The sequence below is a fragment of the Flavobacterium sp. genome (genome assembly GCF_017744675.1).
Classification (GTDB): Bacteria; Bacteroidota; Bacteroidia; order Flavobacteriales; family Flavobacteriaceae; genus Flavobacterium.
In genome coordinates, this window is sequence record NZ_JAGIAV010000004.1 from 810,051 (window position 1) to 828,329 (window position 18,279).

Sequence of the window (18,279 nt, forward strand, 5' to 3'; positions counted from 1 at the left end):
GTCGTTTTAATAAAAATCTACATTAATTACAACTTTTATAGCTCTATATTGAGCCACAGCTTCAAAACTATTCAGCATTTTCTGAATAGTTTTTTTTGTATTTCCTAAATGAAGATTGTGCGGAATTTTAATCAATATAGTTCTGATATACTCGTTTCTTATTCTGCTTATTGCTGGCTCTTCTGGCCCTAAAACCGGCATTCCTAAATTCTGACTCAAAACCTGATACAACCACATTGCTCCTTCTTTTAGCTTATCAAAATCTTTATGTTTTAAAGTGAGTTTTATAATCCTAAAATAAGGAGGATATCTATAAATTTGCCTGTCATACAATTGCTCTTTATACATACCTAAATAATTGTGATTGGTAACCTGCTGAATAGTATTATGATTCGGATTATAAGTCTGAATTACAACCTTCCCTTGCTTTTCTGACCTTCCCGCCCTTCCTGCAACTTGCGTCATCATTTGAAAACTGCGTTCAAAAGCTCTAAAATCAGGATGATGAAGCATATTATCGGCATTCATAATTCCGACCAATCCTACATTATCAAAATCAAGCCCTTTGGCCAGCATTTGCGTACCCACCAAAATATCTATTTCACGATTTTTAAACGTATCAATTATCTTCTCAAAGCCAAATTTTCCTCGAGTAGTATCTTGATCCATTCTAGCTGTTTTTGCTTTCGGAAACAGAGAAGTCAACTCCTGCTCGATCTGCTCGGTTCCAAAACCTTTTGTCGTTAAATCTATACTGGAACAACTATGGCAATTAGTAGGTTTTGCAATCGAATAACCGCAATAATGGCAACGTAGCTGATTTTTATGCTTATGATACGTCAAACTCACATCGCACTGCTGGCAATGCGGAACGTGACCGCAAGTCAAACATTCTATTATAGGTGAATATCCTCTTCTATTTTGAAACAAAATAACCTGTTCGCTCACCGATAATGATTCTGCAATTTCTTCGATTAAAAGATCGCTAAAATGCCCCGTCATCCTTTTTCTGAAATGCTTGTCTTTTAGATCCACCAAAAGCACTTCAGGCAAACGAACATTTTTGTAGCGTTCAGAAAGGGTTACCAATCCGTATTTATCGTTTTGGGTGTTAAAATAAGTTTCAATACTTGGGGTCGCTGAACCTAACAATACTTTTGCTTTATGAAAATTAGCCAAAACTATTGCAGCGTCTCTTGCATGATATCTTGGCGCAGGATCTGTCTGCTTAAATGTCTGTTCGTGCTCTTCGTCAACAATTAACAACCCTAATTCGTTAAAGGGCAAAAATAACGCTGACCTAGCTCCTATTACAATTTGTGCTTTTGGCGAGTTTTCAAGTGTCTGTCTCCAAACCTCAACCCTTTCATTATTGCTATATTTTGAATGAAAAACAGCCACCTTATCTCCAAAATGGAGACGCAATCTCGAAACCAACTGCGTAGTAAGCGCAATTTCTGGCAGCAGATACAGAACTTGTTTTCCTGTCTCTAGATATTCTTCAATGAGTTTAATATAAATCTCTGTTTTTCCACTCGAAGTTACACCATGAAGCAAGCAAACTTCTTTCTCTAAAAAACTATTTTTAATTGCCAGAAAAGCATTTTCTTGCGCTTCGCTCAATTGCAGTTCTTTTTCTGATGCTTCCCCATTAAATACAACCCGATCGTGCTGCAAATAATATTCTTCAAAGATTTCTTTTTCTACCAAAGATTTCACCGCTGCCGATCCTGCATTAGAAACTTCTACAAGTTTTTTTACTGTAATGGGCTTTTTTTCTGAAGCGCTAATTTGAAAGTAAGCTAAAACAATTTCTTTCTGTTTATTAGCATTTTTAAGCACCGTGAGCAATTCTTCTAAGCCATTATCAGATTCGTATTTGGAATGCAACTTTGCATATCGAACCAACTTTGGTTTATACGTTTCTTTTATTTCTTCATCTAAAAAAATAATATCCTTAGCAATCAATTTCTGCAGAATCGGAAGTATGTTTTTTCTATTTAAAATTGAAGAAATTTCCTGAACCTTTAATGAACTCTGATGATGCAGAGCTTCGTAAATTAAAAATTCATCATCAGAAAGCTCACTGTCGTTTACCACAACATCAGGTTTATGCGAAATAATGGTTTCGCTTTCCAGCAACAATCCACTTGGAAATGCACCACGGTAGACATCCCCAATGCCGCACATATAATAATTGGCCACCCAAAGCCAATGTTTAATTTGGATTTCGGTAGCAATTGGTTTTTCATCTAAAATTTGATGGATTTCTTTGGCCTCATATAATGTTGGCGCATTTTGATGAACATCCAAAACAAGCGCAGTATATATTTTACTTTTACCGAAAGGTACGGCAACACGCATTCCTTTTTGAATGAAATGATATTCAGCTTCAGAAATTCGATATGTAAATGTCTTTGCTAAAGAAAGCGGTAAAATAACTTCGATGAAATGCATTGGATTTTTTTATAAGCCAGTAAATTTATTTCTGACCTGATTTAGGAGAAGCGTTATTTGAAAGATTGTAATCCTGAACCAATTTCAAAGTATAATTGATAGACTCACTTGTAGTTCCATCATCATGCCCAGGAATAACATATTTTGGATTTTTAAATTTTGATTGTACTTTTTTAATGGATTTTTCCCATTCTTTAACATCCGCATCTCCTAGATTACCTAGGTCGTCTGCGTTAACACTTTTGATAAAACATCCGCCGTAAAGAATCTTCTCTTTTCCAAACCAAACCACAATATTGTCTGGCGCATGTCCTTTACCTGGGTAATAGGCTTCAAAATTATATTGACCAACGGTAAAAGTTGCATCATTCGGAATGACAAATTCGGCTCTTCCCTCTTTATTCGTCTTAAGAATTTCGTCTGTCAATTTGCCTGAATAGGTTTTAATTCCTTTATTTCTATAAAAATCCAATCCACCCGCACGATCCTTATGAAAATGCGTTGCAAAAACCATTACAACTTTTTTGTTATGTTTAGCTTCAATACTATCTAACAAAGGCTGAAACTGCGTTTTATCCCAAGGAGAGTCAAAAACAACAACACCTTCGTTGGTAACCACATACATGGCATTGGCAGAAACTTTAACGCCTTTATAATCGTTAAAAGTTCTATAAACATAAAAGTCACCTGCAAGATGACTTATTTGTAATGGCGAATTCTTAGATTGTCCAAAGCTATTGGAAACAATAACTAAGAGTAAAATTATCGAAGCAACTTTTCGCATTAGATTTTAATTAATTTTTGACTCTTGTCCAATATTGGGTTCTTCCCATTAATGATATTCCAACATATCCGCGAAGCTTTAATTTATCTGCAGATTCTAATGTTATGTAACATTTGTATTTTTTACCGTTAGTAGGATCTAGTATTGTACCACCGTTATACTCTGAACCATCTTTTTTAAGTCCATTTATAATTGTCATTCCTAAAATTGGTTTATTTTTTTCGGCTCCGTCACATTTTACGCATACATCTTTTTTATGTCCTTCGCGAAGTATGTCTACTACTTTACCATAAATTTTACCTGATTTCTCATAAATTTCTACAACCGATCTTGTTTCTCCAGTTTCGTCATCAATTGTTTTCCATTTTCCAATTACACTTTGGCTTTGCATGGTTAGCGCAAAGAAAAAAACACCGATTGTTAACATCCAATTTTTCATACTAGTAAGTTTTTTTTTGTTTTAATTTTCTGATAGAAGCATTTAGTTCGAACCCTAAAAGCAGTATCATACAGTTTATCCAAATATAAAACATTAGAATTAATAAAGTCCCAATAGAACCATAAAGTTCATTATATTTTGAAAATTTTATAACCCAAATCCCAAAAAAGAACGAAGATATAACAATTAAGATCGTTGTAAATACAGAACCAATACTTATAAAAGGCACTTTATTATATTGTTTTGTACCGTAACGCAATAATATTGAAGAAGTTATCAAAATCATTAAAACAACAAACAAATATCGCCCTAAAATAATCAGCGGAATTCGATCACTTAGCACATCTTGAATAATTGTTTTTTGGATAAAGACCTCAAAAACCACAATTGTAGCCACTGTCACAAATAAAATAACAGTCATTACTAGCGAAATCGCCAGTGCAACCAGATATTGTTTAAAAAATCCGCGTTTGTCAAAAACGTGTTTAGACGATTCAAAACCGCTCAAAATTCCATTAATACCATTTGCCATTAAGAAAATCGACAGCAAAAAACCAGATGATAATAAGCCGGAGTGACTATTATTTAAAATATCGCTAATAATTTTACTAATAGCATCAAAAGTATTTGGCGGAACGCTCTGCTGCACGAACTGCAAGAAATCTTCCTGAAAATTCTCTATTGGAATAAACGGAATTAAGTTTAAGATAAACAGCGCAAAAGGAAATAAAGCCATAAAAAAGCTAAAGGAAACCGCGCTGGCATGATACGAAAATGCTCCTTCAATAATTCCTAAAGTATACATTTCAAGTAAATCATACAGCGAAAATCCTTCCAGCCAAGGCAGTTTTATTCTTTTAAAAAGTCGGGCTAAAGAGCGCACAACGGGCATTTTTTCAATCCGATCTTCTATCTCTTGCGACATATTTTCTTAGATTTTTAGACCTTTTAGATCGTTAGACTTCTAGACTTCAAAAATTAATAATTGATAATTTACAATTAATAATTTAAAAAGCTTTCAAACTCAAATCCATATTATAAACAGAATGTGTTAAGGCACCGGACGAAATATAATCTACACCGCACAAAGCATATTCTCGAACTGTTTTTTCGCTAATATTTCCAGAAGATTCCGTTTGGCATTTTGTACCAATTAAAGCAACAGCAGTTTTGGTATCTTCATAATTAAAGTTATCAATTAGAATCCTGTGAACGCCATCGCTTAATAAAATCTCTCTAATTTCATCTAAATCGCGAGCTTCAACGATAATCTTCAAATCTAGATTATTTTCTTTTAAATATTCTTTTGTTTTAGAAATCGCACGCGTAATTCCACCTGCAAAATCAATATGATTGTCTTTCAGCATAATCATATCGTATAAGGCGTAACGGTGATTTTCTCCTCCGCCAATTTTTACTGCCCATTTTTCTGCAGCTCTAAAATTTGGAGTGGTTTTACGTGTATCTAGAATCTTAGCATTTGTTCCTTCCAAAAGTCCCATTAAATGATGTGTCTTTGTAGCAATTGCAGACATTCTCTGCATTGTATTCAAAACTACTCGTTCAGATTTTAATATCGACTGCGAGCTTCCTGAAACTTCAAAAACAACTTCGCCATATTCGACATGCGTTCCATCCTCAATAAAAGTTTTTACTTTTAGATTCGGATCAACATACGCAAATATCATTTTTGCCAATTCAACACCAGCAATTATTCCTTGATCTTTTACCAATAATTTTGCCTGACCGTGAGCTGTATCTGGAATACAAGCTAACGAACTGTAATCTCCTGGTCCTACATCTTCTCTAATGGCATTACTAATCAAAAGTTGTAATTCTGCTTGAAACTGTGCTTCGCTTATCATTTTTCTGTTTTTAATAATATGCTAAATTAGGACTTATTTTATGGATTTAAAAGTTTCCTTTCTGCGAAAAGTATTTTAAAACACTAAAATTTTCTTTTTTAACCATAAAGACATTAAGAAAATTAAGTTTAAACTTCTTAATGCTACTTTAACCAATAATGAGCTTTAAAAATTTCTTTTAAGCAATCTATTGATTAAGAAAAATTAAGCTCAAAACCTTAATAAACTTAATACCTTAATGGTAGAAAAATAGAAAAACATTAAATATCTTTGAGATTCAATCATGCAAAATTTATGGGATTAATTAAAGATATATACTCAGTTTCTTTTTACGAAAAATTTGGTCAGGCCGTTGCCGAGGTGCATCCTGCATTCAACAAACAAAAATTCATTGAAGCAATTTACGAAGGCGATTTTACGCAGAAGGAATGGAAAGAAAGAATGAAACACACTACAGTTGTGCTGCATAAATTTATGCCGCAAAATTTTGCTGAAGCCGCTTCTTTAATTGATAAAATCATCGAAAATTTAAAGAAAAACAGTTTTACTGATGGCAATCTGGCTTTTATTTTCTTTGCCGATTATATTGAAATGTATGGTTTAGAAGATTTTGAGACTTCAGTAAAAGCCTTTGTTTCTATAACCCAATTTATAAGCTGTGAGTTTGCTGTTCGCCCTTTTATTTTAAAGTATAAAGAAAGAATGATCGACGAAATGATTAAATGGTCTCTTCATGAAAATCATCACGTTCGCAGATTGGCAAGCGAAGGTTCAAGGCCAAGATTACCGTGGGCAATGGCGATTCCGTTTCTTAAAAAAGATCCTTCTTCTATCCTGCCTATTTTAGAAAATCTAAAAAATGATCCTTCAGAATATGTTCGAAGAAGTGTTGCTAATAATTTAAACGATATTGCCAAAGATAATCCTGAAATCGTGCTTGAAATAGCTTCTAAATGGAAAGGCCATAGCAAAGAAACCGACGGAATCATTAAACACGGATGCCGAACTTTATTAAAACAAGGACATCCTGAAATTTTAAGCCATTACGGTTTAGAAAGTACCAATATTGAACTTTCCTCTTTTGAAATCAAAACGCCAAAAGTAAAAATTGGAGATCATCTTCAGTTTCATTTTCACTTAAATAACAAGAACAAAGATCCTAAAACAGTTCGTTTAGAATATGCCGTTCACTATAAAAAAGCAAAAGGACATTTGGCAAAAAAAGTTTTCAAAATCAGTGAGAAAGTCTATCACCCAAACCAATTAACAAAGATTGAAAGAAATCAGTCTTTTAAATTGATTACGACTCGTGTTTTTCATACTGGAATTCATCAACTGTCGATTATAATTAATGGAACTGAGAGTGAGGTTTTGGAGTTTGAGTTGATCGATTAATTAAATCATTAAGCTTTGGAATGCTCCAGCGGAGTATAATATTTATAGAAAAACAATTCCTATTATTAAAAAAGCTCCAGCGGAGCGACATATTTTGCGCCCCTATGGGGCTATATTCTATAAGCTATTATTCTTTCTATAAATATTTCGTCCCTTTGGGACTACTAAACTTAAATTTAATAAACATCTAAAACTTTACTAAACGATTTTTCTTATTTTTATAACACAAATCCAAACAACCTTTCTTAATCTAAATTAAGTTACAGACACACACTAGCACTGTAATTTTGTTTTCAAATCAAATACTATCATCACCATGTCAAACATTAGTTTAATCATCGAAGAACGCGCAGCCAATATTGGTAATTTTATGGTTGGGCGATTATTGCCTTTTCGCGAAAAAAGAGCTGTCGGACCATTTGTATTTATCGATCATATGGGACCTGCCCATTTAAGTGACCATGAAAACATGGACGTTCCTCCACACCCACATATCGGGCTTTCTACACTTACTTTTTTGTTTGAAGGAAGCATCATGCACCGCGACAGTTTAGGAACAGAACTACAAATAAAACCAGGCGCTGTAAACTGGATGACCTCTGGAAAAGGAATTGTACATTCTGAAAGAACTCCAGAATATTTAAGACATTCTGATAAAATGCTTCATGGATTACAGATTTGGGTGGCGCTTCCAAAAGAATTGGAGCAAATGGAGCCTAATTTTACGCATGTTGAAGCAGATGATATTCCAGCTTGGGAAGAAGATGGCGTTTCATACAAATTGATTGCTGGTGAAGCTTTTGGTAAAAAATCGCCTGTTCCTGTTTATAGTCCGTTGTATTTTATTGAAATCAAAAGCAAAGAGGCTACCAAAATAAATATCGGACAACATTTATTCGGCGAAAGCGGGTTGTATATTTTAGAAGGAAGCATTAAAAACGGTGAATATACATACGATCCGAGACAAATTCTTATTACTACAGAAAGTTCACTGTGCGAATTCGAAATTGCTGAAAACTCTACCGTATATATTTTTGGAGGAGAGCCTTTCCCTGAAGAACACTTTATCTTTTGGAATTTTGTTTCATCTGATAAAAACCTCATCGAAAAAGCTAAAATTGACTGGACAAACCAGACTTTTCCAAAAGTTCCAGGCGAAACTGAATTTGTACCATTACCAGAACCAAGAATTAAATAATTTATGGATACAATCTCAGCAAAAATAGATACGCGTTTGTATCGTACGGAAATTACTTCTGCAACTGGAAATGTTTTAATTTCAGATGAACCTGTACAAATGGGCGGGAAAAATCTAGGTTTAAATCCTACCGAACTTTTAGCTTCATCATTGGCTTCATGCACGTTGATTACTCTACGAATGTATATCAATCGCAAGCAATGGAACGTGGAGGAAATTAATATCAAAATTGATTTTGAAAGAGATTCCGAACGAAATTGCACCTCATTTACCAGAAAAATTGAAGTGATTGGTGATGTTGACCAAGAACAAAGACAAAGATTAGAGACGATTGCTAATAGCTGTCCCATTCACAAAACCCTAACACACGCAATCGAAATTAAAACCATACTAATATAATTACAATGGAAATTCAACAAATAAACGATACCAAAAGAGGCTACTTTGAAGCTATAGAAGACGGAAAAGAAGCTGGAAAAATGACTTACACTTGGGCAGGAGATTCAAAATTTATTATAGATCATACCGAAGTGAGCCCAGACTTTAACGGAAAAGGCGTTGGCAAAAAATTAGTTATGGCAGCAGTAGATTATGCTAGAACAAACAACTTAAAAATTATTCCGCTTTGTCCTTTCGCGAAAAGCGTTTTTGAAAAAGTCCCTGAAATACATGATGTACTTTTTTCTTAAGATTCTGAGATACTAAGGTTCTAAGATTTTTTTACCGCAAAACACGCAAAGTTCGCAAGGTTTTTTAGACAAAGCTTTGCGAACTTTGCGTTTATACTAAGTCTAACTTGTAACAAAACCTTGCGTTCTTTGCGGTAAAAAATCCCTAACCGAAATTCCGTTTTCAAATTTTCGCAGAAAGTCGTATATTTGCGCGTAATTTAATCTTAGAGTATGACAAGAATAATTACACTTTTCTGCATTTTTATAGCACAAATTGGCTTTTCTCAATCGGCTGAGAGTTATCTAGAAAAAATCAGAAATAATGAAGCTCTTTTAACAGCTTTCTTCCAACAAATGCCTAAAGGAGGAGATTTACACCACCATTTTTCAGGATCTGTTTATTCAGAACCTCTTTTAGAAAGAGCTATTGCAGAAGACTTTTATTTGAATCTGGAAACTATGGCGGTTTCTAAAACCAAACCTGAAAAAGGGAACTGGGAAAACTTTTCATCTCTTAAAAACAAAGGAAAATTAGAGTATTACGAACAGCAGATTATGCAAACCTGGTCTGTTAAAGACTATAATGGTTCTGTACCTTCAGACGATTTATTTTTTGATTCTTTTCTAAAATTCGAACCAACAATTCCGGGTCATTTTGCTGAAGGAATGCTCGAATTAAAAAAGCGTGCCATTGCAGAAAATGTAGCTTATATCGAAACGCAATTATCCACAATTCCATGTGATATGAATGTTTCTGACTTAACCGATTTCAATTCAAAATTGCGTCAGGCTGCAGAACAGAAAGATGAAAAAGCAGTTCTAAAAGTTTTGGACGAATTGTACAAATCGCTTCAGCAAAAAGAGGCAAAAAAATATGCTTTAGATTTCAACAATAATTTCATAGCAAAGCTGCATAAAGATTTAAAAATGGATGACGACAAGTTCACCATGCGCTATCAAAACTTTGTGCTTCGCTTTATGGAACCTGTAGATTTATTCAAAAACTTAGTTATTGCTTTTATCTCGTCAAGCGAAAGCAAACTGACTGCGGGTGTAAATATTGTTTCTCCAGAACACGGACAAACTTCTATGAAAGACTATTGGTTGCACATGGTAATGTTTAAATACTGCCATTCTAAATTTCCAGATGTAAAATATACGCTTCACGCAGGCGAACTTACATTAGGTTTGGTTCAGCCAGAAGAATTGACTTGGCATATTAATGACGCTGTTTATGTTGCGGGAGCAAATAGAATTGGTCACGGAGTTGATATGGCATACGAAGCAAATTCGTATGATTTATTGAAATATATGTCAAAAAATAATATTCCGATCGAGATTAATTTGGTGAGCAACGAATTCATTTTGAAAGTAAAAGAAAACAGGCATCCGTTTACGCTTTACAAAGAATTTAATGTTCCAATCGTAATCAGTACAGACGATGCTGGAATTTTAAGAAGCAGTATGACAGAACAATATGTTTTACTAGCAAAAAGATATCCTGATGTGAATTACGAAACAATTAAAAAATACGTTTACAACAGCATCAATTACAGTTTTATTCAGGACGCTTCGGTTAAGAAACAATTATTAAAAGATTTAGATAATCGTTTTAAAGCTTTTGAAGCTAAGTTTTCTAAAAACTAATATCTGGCTAATCTGTACGAAGATTAGCCTTAGATTTTTTAAATAATAAATCACCTGAATCTGCTAAATCTGCGAGAGTAAAAAATTATACTCCCACAGATTTAGCAGATCAAGCAGATAAAATTTTAATCTACTATGATTCTAGAAGCCGCATTTCTTTATGTAAAACCAGAATTAGCCTCTCAATTTGAAGCTGATTTTGCAAAAGCGAGTCAATACATTTCATCAATTGATGGTTATTTAGGACATCGTTTGGAAAAATGCCTTGAGGTCGAAAACAAATATCTTTTATTAGTAGACTGGAATACTTTGGAAGATCATACTGTAGGTTTCAGAACATCTGAAGCGTATTTGGAATGGAAAAAGATTCTGCATCATTATTACGAACCGTTTCTAATTGTAGAACATTTTGAAACCGTTTTTGAAAATAAAAAACAATAATTGAAATTAGCTTTGCATAAAAATTTAAACACATAGAAACATAGATTTTTTATTGTTTCTGTTTAAGTTTACAGAAAAAGCAAGCTTTAACACATAGCTATGTGTATTTAAATTAGTGAAACGCCTTTTGCAGATAAAGTAAAACTATGTTTCTATGTGTTTAAATTAAATTCGTGGCAAAAAAACTTAAATAATGAACATCAAACTTCTCGCAATAGGCAAAACAGACAACAAATCGCTTCAGACTTTGATTGACGATTACACCAAACGTTTGTCATTTTATATCAAATTTGAACTGGAGATTATTCCAGATATCAAAAATGTAAAAAACTTGTCTGAAAGCCAGCAGAAGGAAAAAGAAGGCGAACTCATTCTTTCTAAACTTTCTCCAACAGATCAATTGATTTTATTGGATGAAAATGGAAAAACTTTTTCAAGCGTTGGTTTCTCTGACGAATTGCAAAAGAAAATGAATTCTGGTGTCAAAACTTTAGTTTTTGTAATTGGCGGACCTTATGGTTTTTCTGAAACTGTTTATAAAAAAGCACAAGGAAAAATTTCGCTTTCGCTTATGACGTTTTCTCATCAAATGGTTCGTTTGTTTTTTATCGAACAATTGTATCGGGGTTTTACCATATTACGAAACGAACCTTACCATCATCAATAAATTTTTTTTTCAAGTTTCAGGTTTCAGGTTTTAGCTAAAAACCATATTCTCCAAAAATACACATTTATTTAAAAATCAAACATTTACATTAAGATTTAAAAAATAAAATCGTAAATTTATACTGATTTATTAAATCTTAATAAAATTTAATAATTATAGTTTTTTAACCTTTTTTCTAACCTAAAAAGCATATAATTATGAAATCTTTATTTCGCGTTTCTGCAATCCTACTATTGCTTTTAATTGGAATTTCGTGTTCTAATGGATACGACGACAATTACACACCACCTGTAATTGTGACATTTACTGCTAATCTGACCCCAGTTACAGGCGTAACATCTTCAGCTTCAGAAACGGCGACACTTAAATTAAATCAAAGTGCCAAAACGTTTGATCTTAAAGTGAATTTTTCAGGACTAGTACCAATACATGGTCATATACATGCGGCAGACGGCACAATTGTTATTCCGTTTCCAGATGCAAGTGTATCTACCTCTCCAATATCTATATCTGGTTCTATAACTGATGCACAAATTACCGAGCTGATGGCTAATCACTATTACGTTAATTTACACACTACTGCCTATCCTAATGGCGAAATCAGTGGTACCCTTACAAAAACTGATACCTCTGGCGGAGGTGGCGGTGGCGGAGGCGGAGGCGGAGGCGGAGGCGGAGGCGGAGGCGGAGGCGGTGGTTATTAAAACCATTTAATCGCAAACACAAAAGCCTTTCTTAACGTATAGAAAGGCTTTTTATATTTATTGTTTTCTTCTTTGTGAACTTATTTAGAAAATAAATTCTATTGGAAGTTTATCAAGATTGTACGTCACGTCTTTTTGAAGCAAAATTTTATATTGAATATATTCTTCATAACTCATATCCTTATCAAATAAGAACACTAAATCTGGCACTCTCTCAAATTTTATGCTGTAGAATTGTTTTAGTATTTCTGATATTTTAATTTCCTGATTTGCCATAAAAACTTGTTTTTTACCTTTTTTAAAGTAAACCACAAAACTTCCTGCAGTAGGTTTCTCCATTTTATAAAACACTTTCGTGAAAGGCAGAAAAGCTAAATTCTTTCCAATAGAATCTGCATAAGAATAATAGTTTTGAGATTCTTCGTTTTGATGCATCTTCTCGTTACGCTTTTTTTCCTGCATTTTAATTACTTCAGGAATTACCAATTTCAATGGTAACCGTTTATCTACATTGAAAATCCAATTGGTCGAAATAATAGCACTTTTTCTATTCAAATCAGCAATAGTATCTTTTCCGTCAACTTTAAAAAAGATGTAAATCGGTGAATGGTCTTGTACATCTTTTACAATTGAAACATTCGATTTTGGCAATAAAACGTCTTCTTTTTTTCCACAAGAAAATAGAAGAACAATTATAAGTAGAGGAAAGTATTTCATATTTTTTTTATAACTATTTTATGTAAAGTTTGTCATTCCGAGGTACGAGGAATCACACGCGCGATTCCGCAAAGTGATTTTCCAATCTTTGTCAAGTTTCTAGTTTGATTTACTTCGGCCTGTTCGCTCGAGTCTCCTTCGTCGAAATGACACAAAATCTAATTAAACTCCTAATTTACCAAATAAAGCAACACATTCCACAGCTTCCTTCACATCATGCACACGAAGAATTTTTGCTCCTTTCGTCAAAGCAATAGTATTCAAGAAGGTAGTTCCGTTTAAAGCTTCTTTCGGTGTAATATCAAGTATTTTATAAATCATTGATTTTCTTGAAATTCCAGCCAAAACAGGTAACTCTAAGATATTAAAAAGTTCCATTTTTTGCATCACTTCATAATTCTGATCTATTGTTTTGGCAAAACCAAAACCTGGATCCAAAATCAGATCATTGATTCCTAAACTTCTGGCTTTTTTTACTTTTTCTGAAAAATAAAAAAGCATTTCTTTTATTATATCGTCATATTGTGTCAAACTCTGCATCGTCTGCGGATTACCACGCATATGCATCATTATGTACGGAACATTGTAATGCGCAATCACATCAAACATCTTGTCGTCTAATTCTCCAGCCGCAATATCATTTATAATCGCTGCACCACTTTCGATACTCGCTTTTGCAACCTCAGCTCTGAAAGTGTCAATCGACAATAAAGTCTTCGGAAAATGTTTTAAAATCAATTCGATTGCAGGAACAATTCGGTCAATTTCTTCTTGTTCAGTTACAAACTCAGCGCTTGGCTTGCTAGAATATGCACCAATATCAATAAATGTTGCCCCTTCCGAAAGCATTTTATCAACTTGGGAAATTATCTCATCTTCATTTTTATATTTCCCTCCATCAAAGAAAGAATTTGGAGTAACATTTAAGATTCCCATTACTTTTGGAATCGATAAATCAATAAGCTCTCCTTTACAGTTAATTGTCATGATATTTGTTCTTTTTGTTTCAAGTTTCAAGTTTCAAGTTAATCCCATTAACAATTTGTTTAGAAAAACTTGAAACCTGAAACTTGAAACTCTTTAATTTTTCCCTATTTTTGAAGAAATTTTAGCAAATATACAGCATATAAATGAAGAATACTTCCCAAGAGTTTGATAATGTTATCGCGGTTTGCCGTACATTGTTTATCAATAAAATGAAAGATTATGGCAGTGCATGGAGAATTTTAAGACTGCCATCGCTAACCGATCAGATTTTCATCAAAGCACAGAGAATTAGAAGTTTGCAAGAAAACGAAGTTCGTAAAGTGGATGAAGACGAAAAAGGAGAATTTATCGGAATCATCAATTATTCTATCATGGCTTTGATTCAGCTGGAATTGGGCGTTGTAGATCAGCCAGATCTTGACGTTGAAAAAGCAACTGAATTGTATGATGCTAAAGTAAAATTGACCAAAGATTTAATGGAAGCTAAAAATCACGATTACGGCGAGGCTTGGCGCGACATGCGTGTGAGTTCTTTAACCGATTTGATTTTGCAGAAACTCCTTCGCGTTAAGCAAATTGAAGATAATAAAGGAAAAACATTGGTTTCTGAAGGTATCGATGCCAATTATCAGGATATGATTAACTATTCTGTTTTTGCTTTAATTCTTAATCCTATTACTAAATAAAATTTCAAATTATAAATTCCAAATTCCAATGCTAAACTTGGAATTTGGAATTTGAATATTTAAATATTTATCATGAAGAACATCATTACCCAATTCTCCCGATTATTTGTCGGTGTACTTTTTATTATTTCTGGATTAATAAAACTGAACGATCCTGTTGGTTTCTCTTATAAATTGGCTGAATATTTTAGCGAACCCGTTTTTAATATGCCATTTCTAGAGCCTTTAGCTTTAGGATTAGCGATCTTTTTAGTAATTCTTGAAGTAGTTTTAGGTGTAATGCTTTTGGTTGGCTATAAATCAAAACTAACGATTTGGGCTTTATTATTGCTAATCGTTTTCTTTACGTTCCTGACTTTCTATTCTGCTTATTTTGATGTGGTAAAAGATTGCGGCTGTTTTGGAGACGCTTTACACTTAACACCTTGGCAATCCTTCACAAAAGATGTTGTTTTACTTTTCTTTATCTTGATTTTATTTATCAATAAAAAACTGGTAAAACCTCTATTCTCAAAATTAGTTACCAATATCATTACCTTAATCAGCATTGTTTTATGTGTGTTTATGGCGGTTTGGGTTATCAATCATAATCCTATCAAAGATTTCCGTCCGTATAAAGTGGGAACCAACATCGAGAAGGGAATGGAAATTCCAGAAGGAGCTCCAAAATCGGTTGTAGAAATGATTTTCATTTATAAAGTAAATGGAGTTGATAAAGAATTTACAGAAAAAGATCTAATGAATATTCCAGAAGGAGCCGTATTTGTTGACCGTAAAGACAAAGTGATTTCAGAAGGCTACGTTCCTCCTATTCACGATTTCACCATGACAAAAGATGATTCTGATTATAAAGAAGAATTATTAAAAGAGCCTAAGCTGTTAATCTACGTAACTTACGATTTGAATTTATCGAATCCAGAAGGAATGAAAAAATTAGCAAAAGTTACTGCAGATGCAAAAGCAAAAGGCTATAAAGTAATCGGAATGACAGCTTCTGGAGCTGATGAAATTGCTAAAGCGAAAAAAGAGTATGCTTTAGATATTGATTTCTATTTCTGTGACGGGACAGCTTTAAAAACGGTTGAAAGAGCAAATCCAAGTATTGTTGTCGTTCATGACGGAACCATTGCTCAAAAAGTACACTACAATGATGTTGATGATTTGAAATTATAAAATTTCAAAAAATATAAATTTTTAGAAAGCCAATTCAGTTGAATTGGCTTTCTTTTTTGGTTAAAATTATTTCAATAAATTAAGTAAGAAAAATATTAAACATAGCCTTTTATAATATATTTGCAAAAACATCTAATAAAAAACACAAGTACTATTCTTATATTTCACAAACCAAAAACAAACTTGCCTATGAAAACTCTTCTAAAGTCTCTTTTACTTTTCTTCCTAATTATTACTTATGGATGCGAAAACAATAAATTGTGTACTACACCTCCAGCGGGGTTTTCTTTTGAGCTTGTAGACAAAACCACTGGAGAAAACTTATTTACTAACGGCACTTATAACAGTAAGGATATTATTGTAAAAAATTTAGATGATAGTTCTGCAAAAGTGGAGTTTAAATTGATCTCTGAAAATAATTATAATGTCCTTACTTTTTCTAGTATTGGTTGGAAAACAGAAACGATTAATTATTCTGTAAATATTGGGGAAAAGAAAATTTTTGAGTTTTATGTAAAGGCAAAGAGAATTACTAAAGATTGTTCTCATACGGAATATGATGGTTTTGAAATTAAGAATGCCTCTTATCAATTTAATCAAAATACAGGTATTTATAAAATCTTAATTGACACATCTATTTAGAATCTAATTAAAAAGAGAACTTAAAAAAAGCTCTCTTTTTTTTAAAAAATTACTTTCAAACTAACTTTTAGATAATCTAAAATCAGACGTTTTTTTTGTTTAAAAATTCTTTTCGAGACAAAAAACTCCTCATTTTTTATCATCTCAAAAATCACTTTAAAAAAAACGACGGAATTAATAGCCAACTATTACGATTTCAAAACGGTTTTTTCAACCAAAAAACGTCAATTTGTTACAAAATAAACGACTCTTCAAATTTTGTTAATGTACAATTGGCATTCCATTTGTTTGTTTAACTTTGTGAATTCAGTACCTTAATAAAAATAATTTTAATAAAATATGAAACAATTAGTCCTAGTCGCAATTGCGTTTATTACTTTTTCTTGCTCACAAGCTCAGAAAACAACTTTTTCTAAAGAAGCTTTGTCTGAAAAACTATCAGCAACAGATGGAAGCCAAGTTACTTTCAAAAACATCTTAAAAAAATATAAAGGAAAAACTTTGGTGATCGAAGTTTGGGCTTCTTGGTGTGGAGACTGTGTAAAAGCAATGCCTAAATTAAAAGAATTGCAAGCTAATAATCCTGATGTATCTTACTTATTCCTTTCTGCTGATAAAACAGCTGATAAATGGAAAGCAGGAATCGAAAAACATGAGTTAAACAAAGGCGATCATTACATGATGAATGACGGTATGAAAGGTGTTTTTGGAAAAGCAATCGACTTAGATTGGATTCCGAGATATATCATAATTGACAAAACAGGTAAAATTGTTTTATACCGCGCTATAGAAACTGATTTCGAAAAAATCAATTCTACTTTACAGTCATTGAAATAATCTTTTCAATGTCAATTTCAATGTCAAAATTTAAATATCAATTTGAACTTTGGCTTTACTTTAAACAAAAAACAAAAAATAATATAAAACTACCAAAATGAGAAAATCGATTGTTGCAGGAAACTGGAAAATGCATAAAAATGCAGCGCAAACTGAAGAGTTATTAAACGAGTTAATCGCTAAAATTCCAGCAAAAACTAATGCACAAGTAATTGTAGCGCCAACTTTTGTAAACTTACAAGCGGCAGCGACAAAATTAAAAAACACAACTATTGGAGTTTCTGCTCAAAATGTTCACCAAGCTGAAGGTGGTGCTTTTACAGGAGAAATTTCTGCAGATATGTTAACTAGCATTGGCGTTAACACTGTAATTTTAGGTCACTCAGAGCGTAGAGCTATTTTCCACGAAACAGATGCTTTAATCGCAAACAAAGTTGATACTGCTTTAAAACATGACATGACTGTTATTTTCTGTTTTGGAGAAGAATTAAAAGATCGCCAGTCTGGAAATCACTTCAACATTGTTGAAAATCAATTGCGCGATGGTGTATTCCATATTGCAAAAGAATCTTGGTCTAAAATTGTTTTAGCTTACGAACCAGTTTGGGCTATCGGAACTGGAGAAACTGCTTCGCCAGAGCAAGCTCAAGAAATGCACGAATTTATTAGAGAAACTATCCGTAAAGCTTTTGGAGCTGAAATTGCTGATGAAGTTTCTATTTTATACGGCGGTTCTGTAAAACCAGAAAACGCTAAAGAAATCTTCTCTAAACCAGACGTAGATGGTGGTTTAATTGGAGGTGCTGCTTTAAAAGCAGATGATTTCTTAGCTATTGTTACAGCTATCTAATTTTAGATTTTAGATTTTAGATTTTAGATTTTAGATTTTAGATTTTAGATTTTGAATCTCACATATAAAAAAAGCGTTCGCTGTGCGAACGCTTTTTTTATATTTCTATCTTTTCTCTT

General features: G+C 33.0%; 20 protein-coding genes. 13 read left to right on the top strand and 7 right to left on the bottom strand.

What is annotated here, in order from left to right:
• Positions 1 to 6: 6 nt before the first annotated feature.
• The 5 genes from priA to nadC form a co-directional block, all read right to left on the bottom strand.
• Positions 7 to 2,457 carry a primosomal protein N' gene (gene priA, locus J7574_RS13745; protein ID WP_290969407.1) on the bottom strand — a complete coding sequence of 817 codons (2,451 nt, stop codon included), beginning with the start codon at positions 2,455 to 2,457 and terminating at the stop codon, positions 7 to 9.
• A 25-nt stretch (positions 2,458 to 2,482) separates the two neighbouring features.
• On the bottom strand, positions 2,483 to 3,241 hold the full coding sequence (bla-B1-FLAV, locus tag J7574_RS13750) for a subclass B1 metallo-beta-lactamase (RefSeq protein WP_290969410.1): 759 nt from the start codon (positions 3,239 to 3,241) through the stop codon (positions 2,483 to 2,485).
• Positions 3,242 to 3,251: 10 nt separating this feature from the next.
• The gene (locus J7574_RS13755) at positions 3,252 to 3,680 is read right to left on the bottom strand and encodes a DUF2147 domain-containing protein (RefSeq protein WP_290969413.1); all 429 of its coding nucleotides are present in this window, start codon (positions 3,678 to 3,680) and stop codon (positions 3,252 to 3,254) included.
• A gap of 1 nt (position 3,681) precedes the next feature.
• Complete coding sequence (locus tag J7574_RS13760) at positions 3,682 to 4,605, bottom strand: YihY/virulence factor BrkB family protein (RefSeq protein ID WP_290969416.1); 924 nt, start codon at positions 4,603 to 4,605, stop codon at positions 3,682 to 3,684.
• 82 nt (positions 4,606 to 4,687) lie between these two features.
• Complete coding sequence (gene nadC / locus J7574_RS13765; RefSeq protein ID WP_290969418.1) at positions 4,688 to 5,545, bottom strand: carboxylating nicotinate-nucleotide diphosphorylase; 858 nt, start codon at positions 5,543 to 5,545, stop codon at positions 4,688 to 4,690.
• Between the two features lie 294 nt (positions 5,546 to 5,839).
• On the opposite strand from nadC, the gene J7574_RS13770 reads away from it, so the two are divergent.
• The 8 genes from J7574_RS13770 (at position 5,840) to J7574_RS13805 (ending at position 12,268) form a co-directional block, all read left to right on the top strand.
• Positions 5,840 to 6,940 (top strand): DNA alkylation repair protein, encoded by a 1,101-nt coding sequence (locus tag J7574_RS13770; protein WP_290969425.1) that lies wholly within the window; start codon positions 5,840 to 5,842, stop codon positions 6,938 to 6,940.
• Between the two features lie 316 nt (positions 6,941 to 7,256).
• Positions 7,257 to 8,138: a pirin family protein gene (locus tag J7574_RS13775; RefSeq protein ID WP_290969428.1), complete on the top strand. Its 882-nt coding sequence runs from the start codon at positions 7,257 to 7,259 to the stop codon at positions 8,136 to 8,138.
• Between the two features lie 3 nt (positions 8,139 to 8,141).
• A complete protein-coding gene (locus J7574_RS13780) occupies positions 8,142 to 8,537 on the top strand; it encodes an OsmC family protein (protein ID WP_290969432.1) in 396 nt (131 codons plus the stop codon).
• 5 nt (positions 8,538 to 8,542) lie between these two features.
• Positions 8,543 to 8,827 carry a GNAT family N-acetyltransferase gene (locus J7574_RS13785; protein ID WP_290969435.1) on the top strand — a complete coding sequence of 95 codons (285 nt, stop codon included), beginning with the start codon at positions 8,543 to 8,545 and terminating at the stop codon, positions 8,825 to 8,827.
• Positions 8,828 to 9,040: 213 nt separating this feature from the next.
• Positions 9,041 to 10,456, top strand: coding sequence for an adenosine deaminase (locus J7574_RS13790; RefSeq protein WP_290969437.1), 1,416 nt, complete (start codon positions 9,041 to 9,043; stop codon positions 10,454 to 10,456).
• A gap of 135 nt (positions 10,457 to 10,591) precedes the next feature.
• Positions 10,592 to 10,897 (top strand): antibiotic biosynthesis monooxygenase, encoded by a 306-nt coding sequence (locus tag J7574_RS13795; RefSeq protein WP_290969439.1) that lies wholly within the window; start codon positions 10,592 to 10,594, stop codon positions 10,895 to 10,897.
• Between the two features lie 193 nt (positions 10,898 to 11,090).
• Entirely contained in the window at positions 11,091 to 11,564 is a 474-nt protein-coding gene (rlmH, locus tag J7574_RS13800) for a 23S rRNA (pseudouridine(1915)-N(3))-methyltransferase RlmH (protein WP_290969442.1), read from the top strand.
• A gap of 197 nt (positions 11,565 to 11,761) precedes the next feature.
• The gene (locus tag J7574_RS13805; RefSeq protein WP_290969445.1) at positions 11,762 to 12,268 is read left to right on the top strand and encodes a CHRD domain-containing protein; all 507 of its coding nucleotides are present in this window, start codon (positions 11,762 to 11,764) and stop codon (positions 12,266 to 12,268) included.
• A gap of 84 nt (positions 12,269 to 12,352) precedes the next feature.
• Here the strand turns inward: J7574_RS13805 and J7574_RS13810 are convergent, their stop codons facing one another.
• Positions 12,353 to 12,985, bottom strand: coding sequence for a hypothetical protein (locus J7574_RS13810; protein WP_290969448.1), 633 nt, complete (start codon positions 12,983 to 12,985; stop codon positions 12,353 to 12,355).
• Positions 12,986 to 13,147: 162 nt separating this feature from the next.
• Positions 13,148 to 13,972, bottom strand: coding sequence for a dihydropteroate synthase (folP, locus tag J7574_RS13815; protein ID WP_290969451.1), 825 nt, complete (start codon positions 13,970 to 13,972; stop codon positions 13,148 to 13,150).
• Positions 13,973 to 14,115: 143 nt separating this feature from the next.
• Between folP and J7574_RS13820 the strand changes: the two genes are divergently transcribed.
• From J7574_RS13820 to tpiA, 5 genes are all read left to right on the top strand, one after another.
• Positions 14,116 to 14,658 carry a DUF1599 domain-containing protein gene (locus J7574_RS13820; RefSeq protein WP_290969454.1) on the top strand — a complete coding sequence of 181 codons (543 nt, stop codon included), beginning with the start codon at positions 14,116 to 14,118 and terminating at the stop codon, positions 14,656 to 14,658.
• Positions 14,659 to 14,730: 72 nt separating this feature from the next.
• Complete coding sequence (locus J7574_RS13825; protein WP_290969456.1) at positions 14,731 to 15,831, top strand: BT_3928 family protein; 1,101 nt, start codon at positions 14,731 to 14,733, stop codon at positions 15,829 to 15,831.
• Positions 15,832 to 16,020: 189 nt separating this feature from the next.
• The gene (locus J7574_RS13830; protein ID WP_290969459.1) at positions 16,021 to 16,473 is read left to right on the top strand and encodes a hypothetical protein; all 453 of its coding nucleotides are present in this window, start codon (positions 16,021 to 16,023) and stop codon (positions 16,471 to 16,473) included.
• Positions 16,474 to 16,812: 339 nt separating this feature from the next.
• The gene (locus J7574_RS13835) at positions 16,813 to 17,310 is read left to right on the top strand and encodes a TlpA disulfide reductase family protein (protein WP_290969462.1); all 498 of its coding nucleotides are present in this window, start codon (positions 16,813 to 16,815) and stop codon (positions 17,308 to 17,310) included.
• 97 nt (positions 17,311 to 17,407) lie between these two features.
• The gene (gene tpiA, locus J7574_RS13840) at positions 17,408 to 18,160 is read left to right on the top strand and encodes a triose-phosphate isomerase (RefSeq protein ID WP_290969465.1); all 753 of its coding nucleotides are present in this window, start codon (positions 17,408 to 17,410) and stop codon (positions 18,158 to 18,160) included.
• Positions 18,161 to 18,279: the final 119 nt, after the last annotated feature.

Excerpts from the sequence above, each read along its gene's own strand:
- J7574_RS13760 (WP_290969416.1), bottom strand. The coding sequence starts at position 4,605 with ATGTCGCAAGAGATAGAAGATCGGATTGAAAAAATGCCCGTTGTGCGC.
- J7574_RS13835 (WP_290969462.1), top strand. The coding sequence starts at position 16,813 with ATGAAACAATTAGTCCTAGTCGCAATTGCGTTTATTACTTTTTCTTGC.
- J7574_RS13810 (WP_290969448.1), bottom strand. The coding sequence starts at position 12,985 with ATGAAATACTTTCCTCTACTTATAATTGTTCTTCTATTTTCTTGTGGA.
- J7574_RS13785 (WP_290969435.1), top strand. The coding sequence starts at position 8,543 with ATGGAAATTCAACAAATAAACGATACCAAAAGAGGCTACTTTGAAGCT.
- bla-B1-FLAV (WP_290969410.1), bottom strand. The coding sequence starts at position 3,241 with ATGCGAAAAGTTGCTTCGATAATTTTACTCTTAGTTATTGTTTCCAAT.
- rlmH (WP_290969442.1), top strand. The coding sequence starts at position 11,091 with ATGAACATCAAACTTCTCGCAATAGGCAAAACAGACAACAAATCGCTT.
- J7574_RS13770 (WP_290969425.1), top strand. The coding sequence starts at position 5,840 with ATGGGATTAATTAAAGATATATACTCAGTTTCTTTTTACGAAAAATTT.
- J7574_RS13755 (WP_290969413.1), bottom strand. The coding sequence starts at position 3,680 with ATGAAAAATTGGATGTTAACAATCGGTGTTTTTTTCTTTGCGCTAACC.
- nadC (WP_290969418.1), bottom strand. The coding sequence starts at position 5,545 with ATGATAAGCGAAGCACAGTTTCAAGCAGAATTACAACTTTTGATTAGT.
- J7574_RS13825 (WP_290969456.1), top strand. The coding sequence starts at position 14,731 with ATGAAGAACATCATTACCCAATTCTCCCGATTATTTGTCGGTGTACTT.
- J7574_RS13820 (WP_290969454.1), top strand. The coding sequence starts at position 14,116 with ATGAAGAATACTTCCCAAGAGTTTGATAATGTTATCGCGGTTTGCCGT.
- J7574_RS13830 (WP_290969459.1), top strand. The coding sequence starts at position 16,021 with ATGAAAACTCTTCTAAAGTCTCTTTTACTTTTCTTCCTAATTATTACT.
- J7574_RS13780 (WP_290969432.1), top strand. The coding sequence starts at position 8,142 with ATGGATACAATCTCAGCAAAAATAGATACGCGTTTGTATCGTACGGAA.
- J7574_RS13795 (WP_290969439.1), top strand. The coding sequence starts at position 10,592 with ATGATTCTAGAAGCCGCATTTCTTTATGTAAAACCAGAATTAGCCTCT.
- J7574_RS13790 (WP_290969437.1), top strand. The coding sequence starts at position 9,041 with ATGACAAGAATAATTACACTTTTCTGCATTTTTATAGCACAAATTGGC.
- J7574_RS13775 (WP_290969428.1), top strand. The coding sequence starts at position 7,257 with ATGTCAAACATTAGTTTAATCATCGAAGAACGCGCAGCCAATATTGGT.
- J7574_RS13805 (WP_290969445.1), top strand. The coding sequence starts at position 11,762 with ATGAAATCTTTATTTCGCGTTTCTGCAATCCTACTATTGCTTTTAATT.
- priA (WP_290969407.1), bottom strand. The coding sequence starts at position 2,457 with ATGCATTTCATCGAAGTTATTTTACCGCTTTCTTTAGCAAAGACATTT.
- tpiA (WP_290969465.1), top strand. The coding sequence starts at position 17,408 with ATGAGAAAATCGATTGTTGCAGGAAACTGGAAAATGCATAAAAATGCA.
- folP (WP_290969451.1), bottom strand. The coding sequence starts at position 13,972 with ATGACAATTAACTGTAAAGGAGAGCTTATTGATTTATCGATTCCAAAA.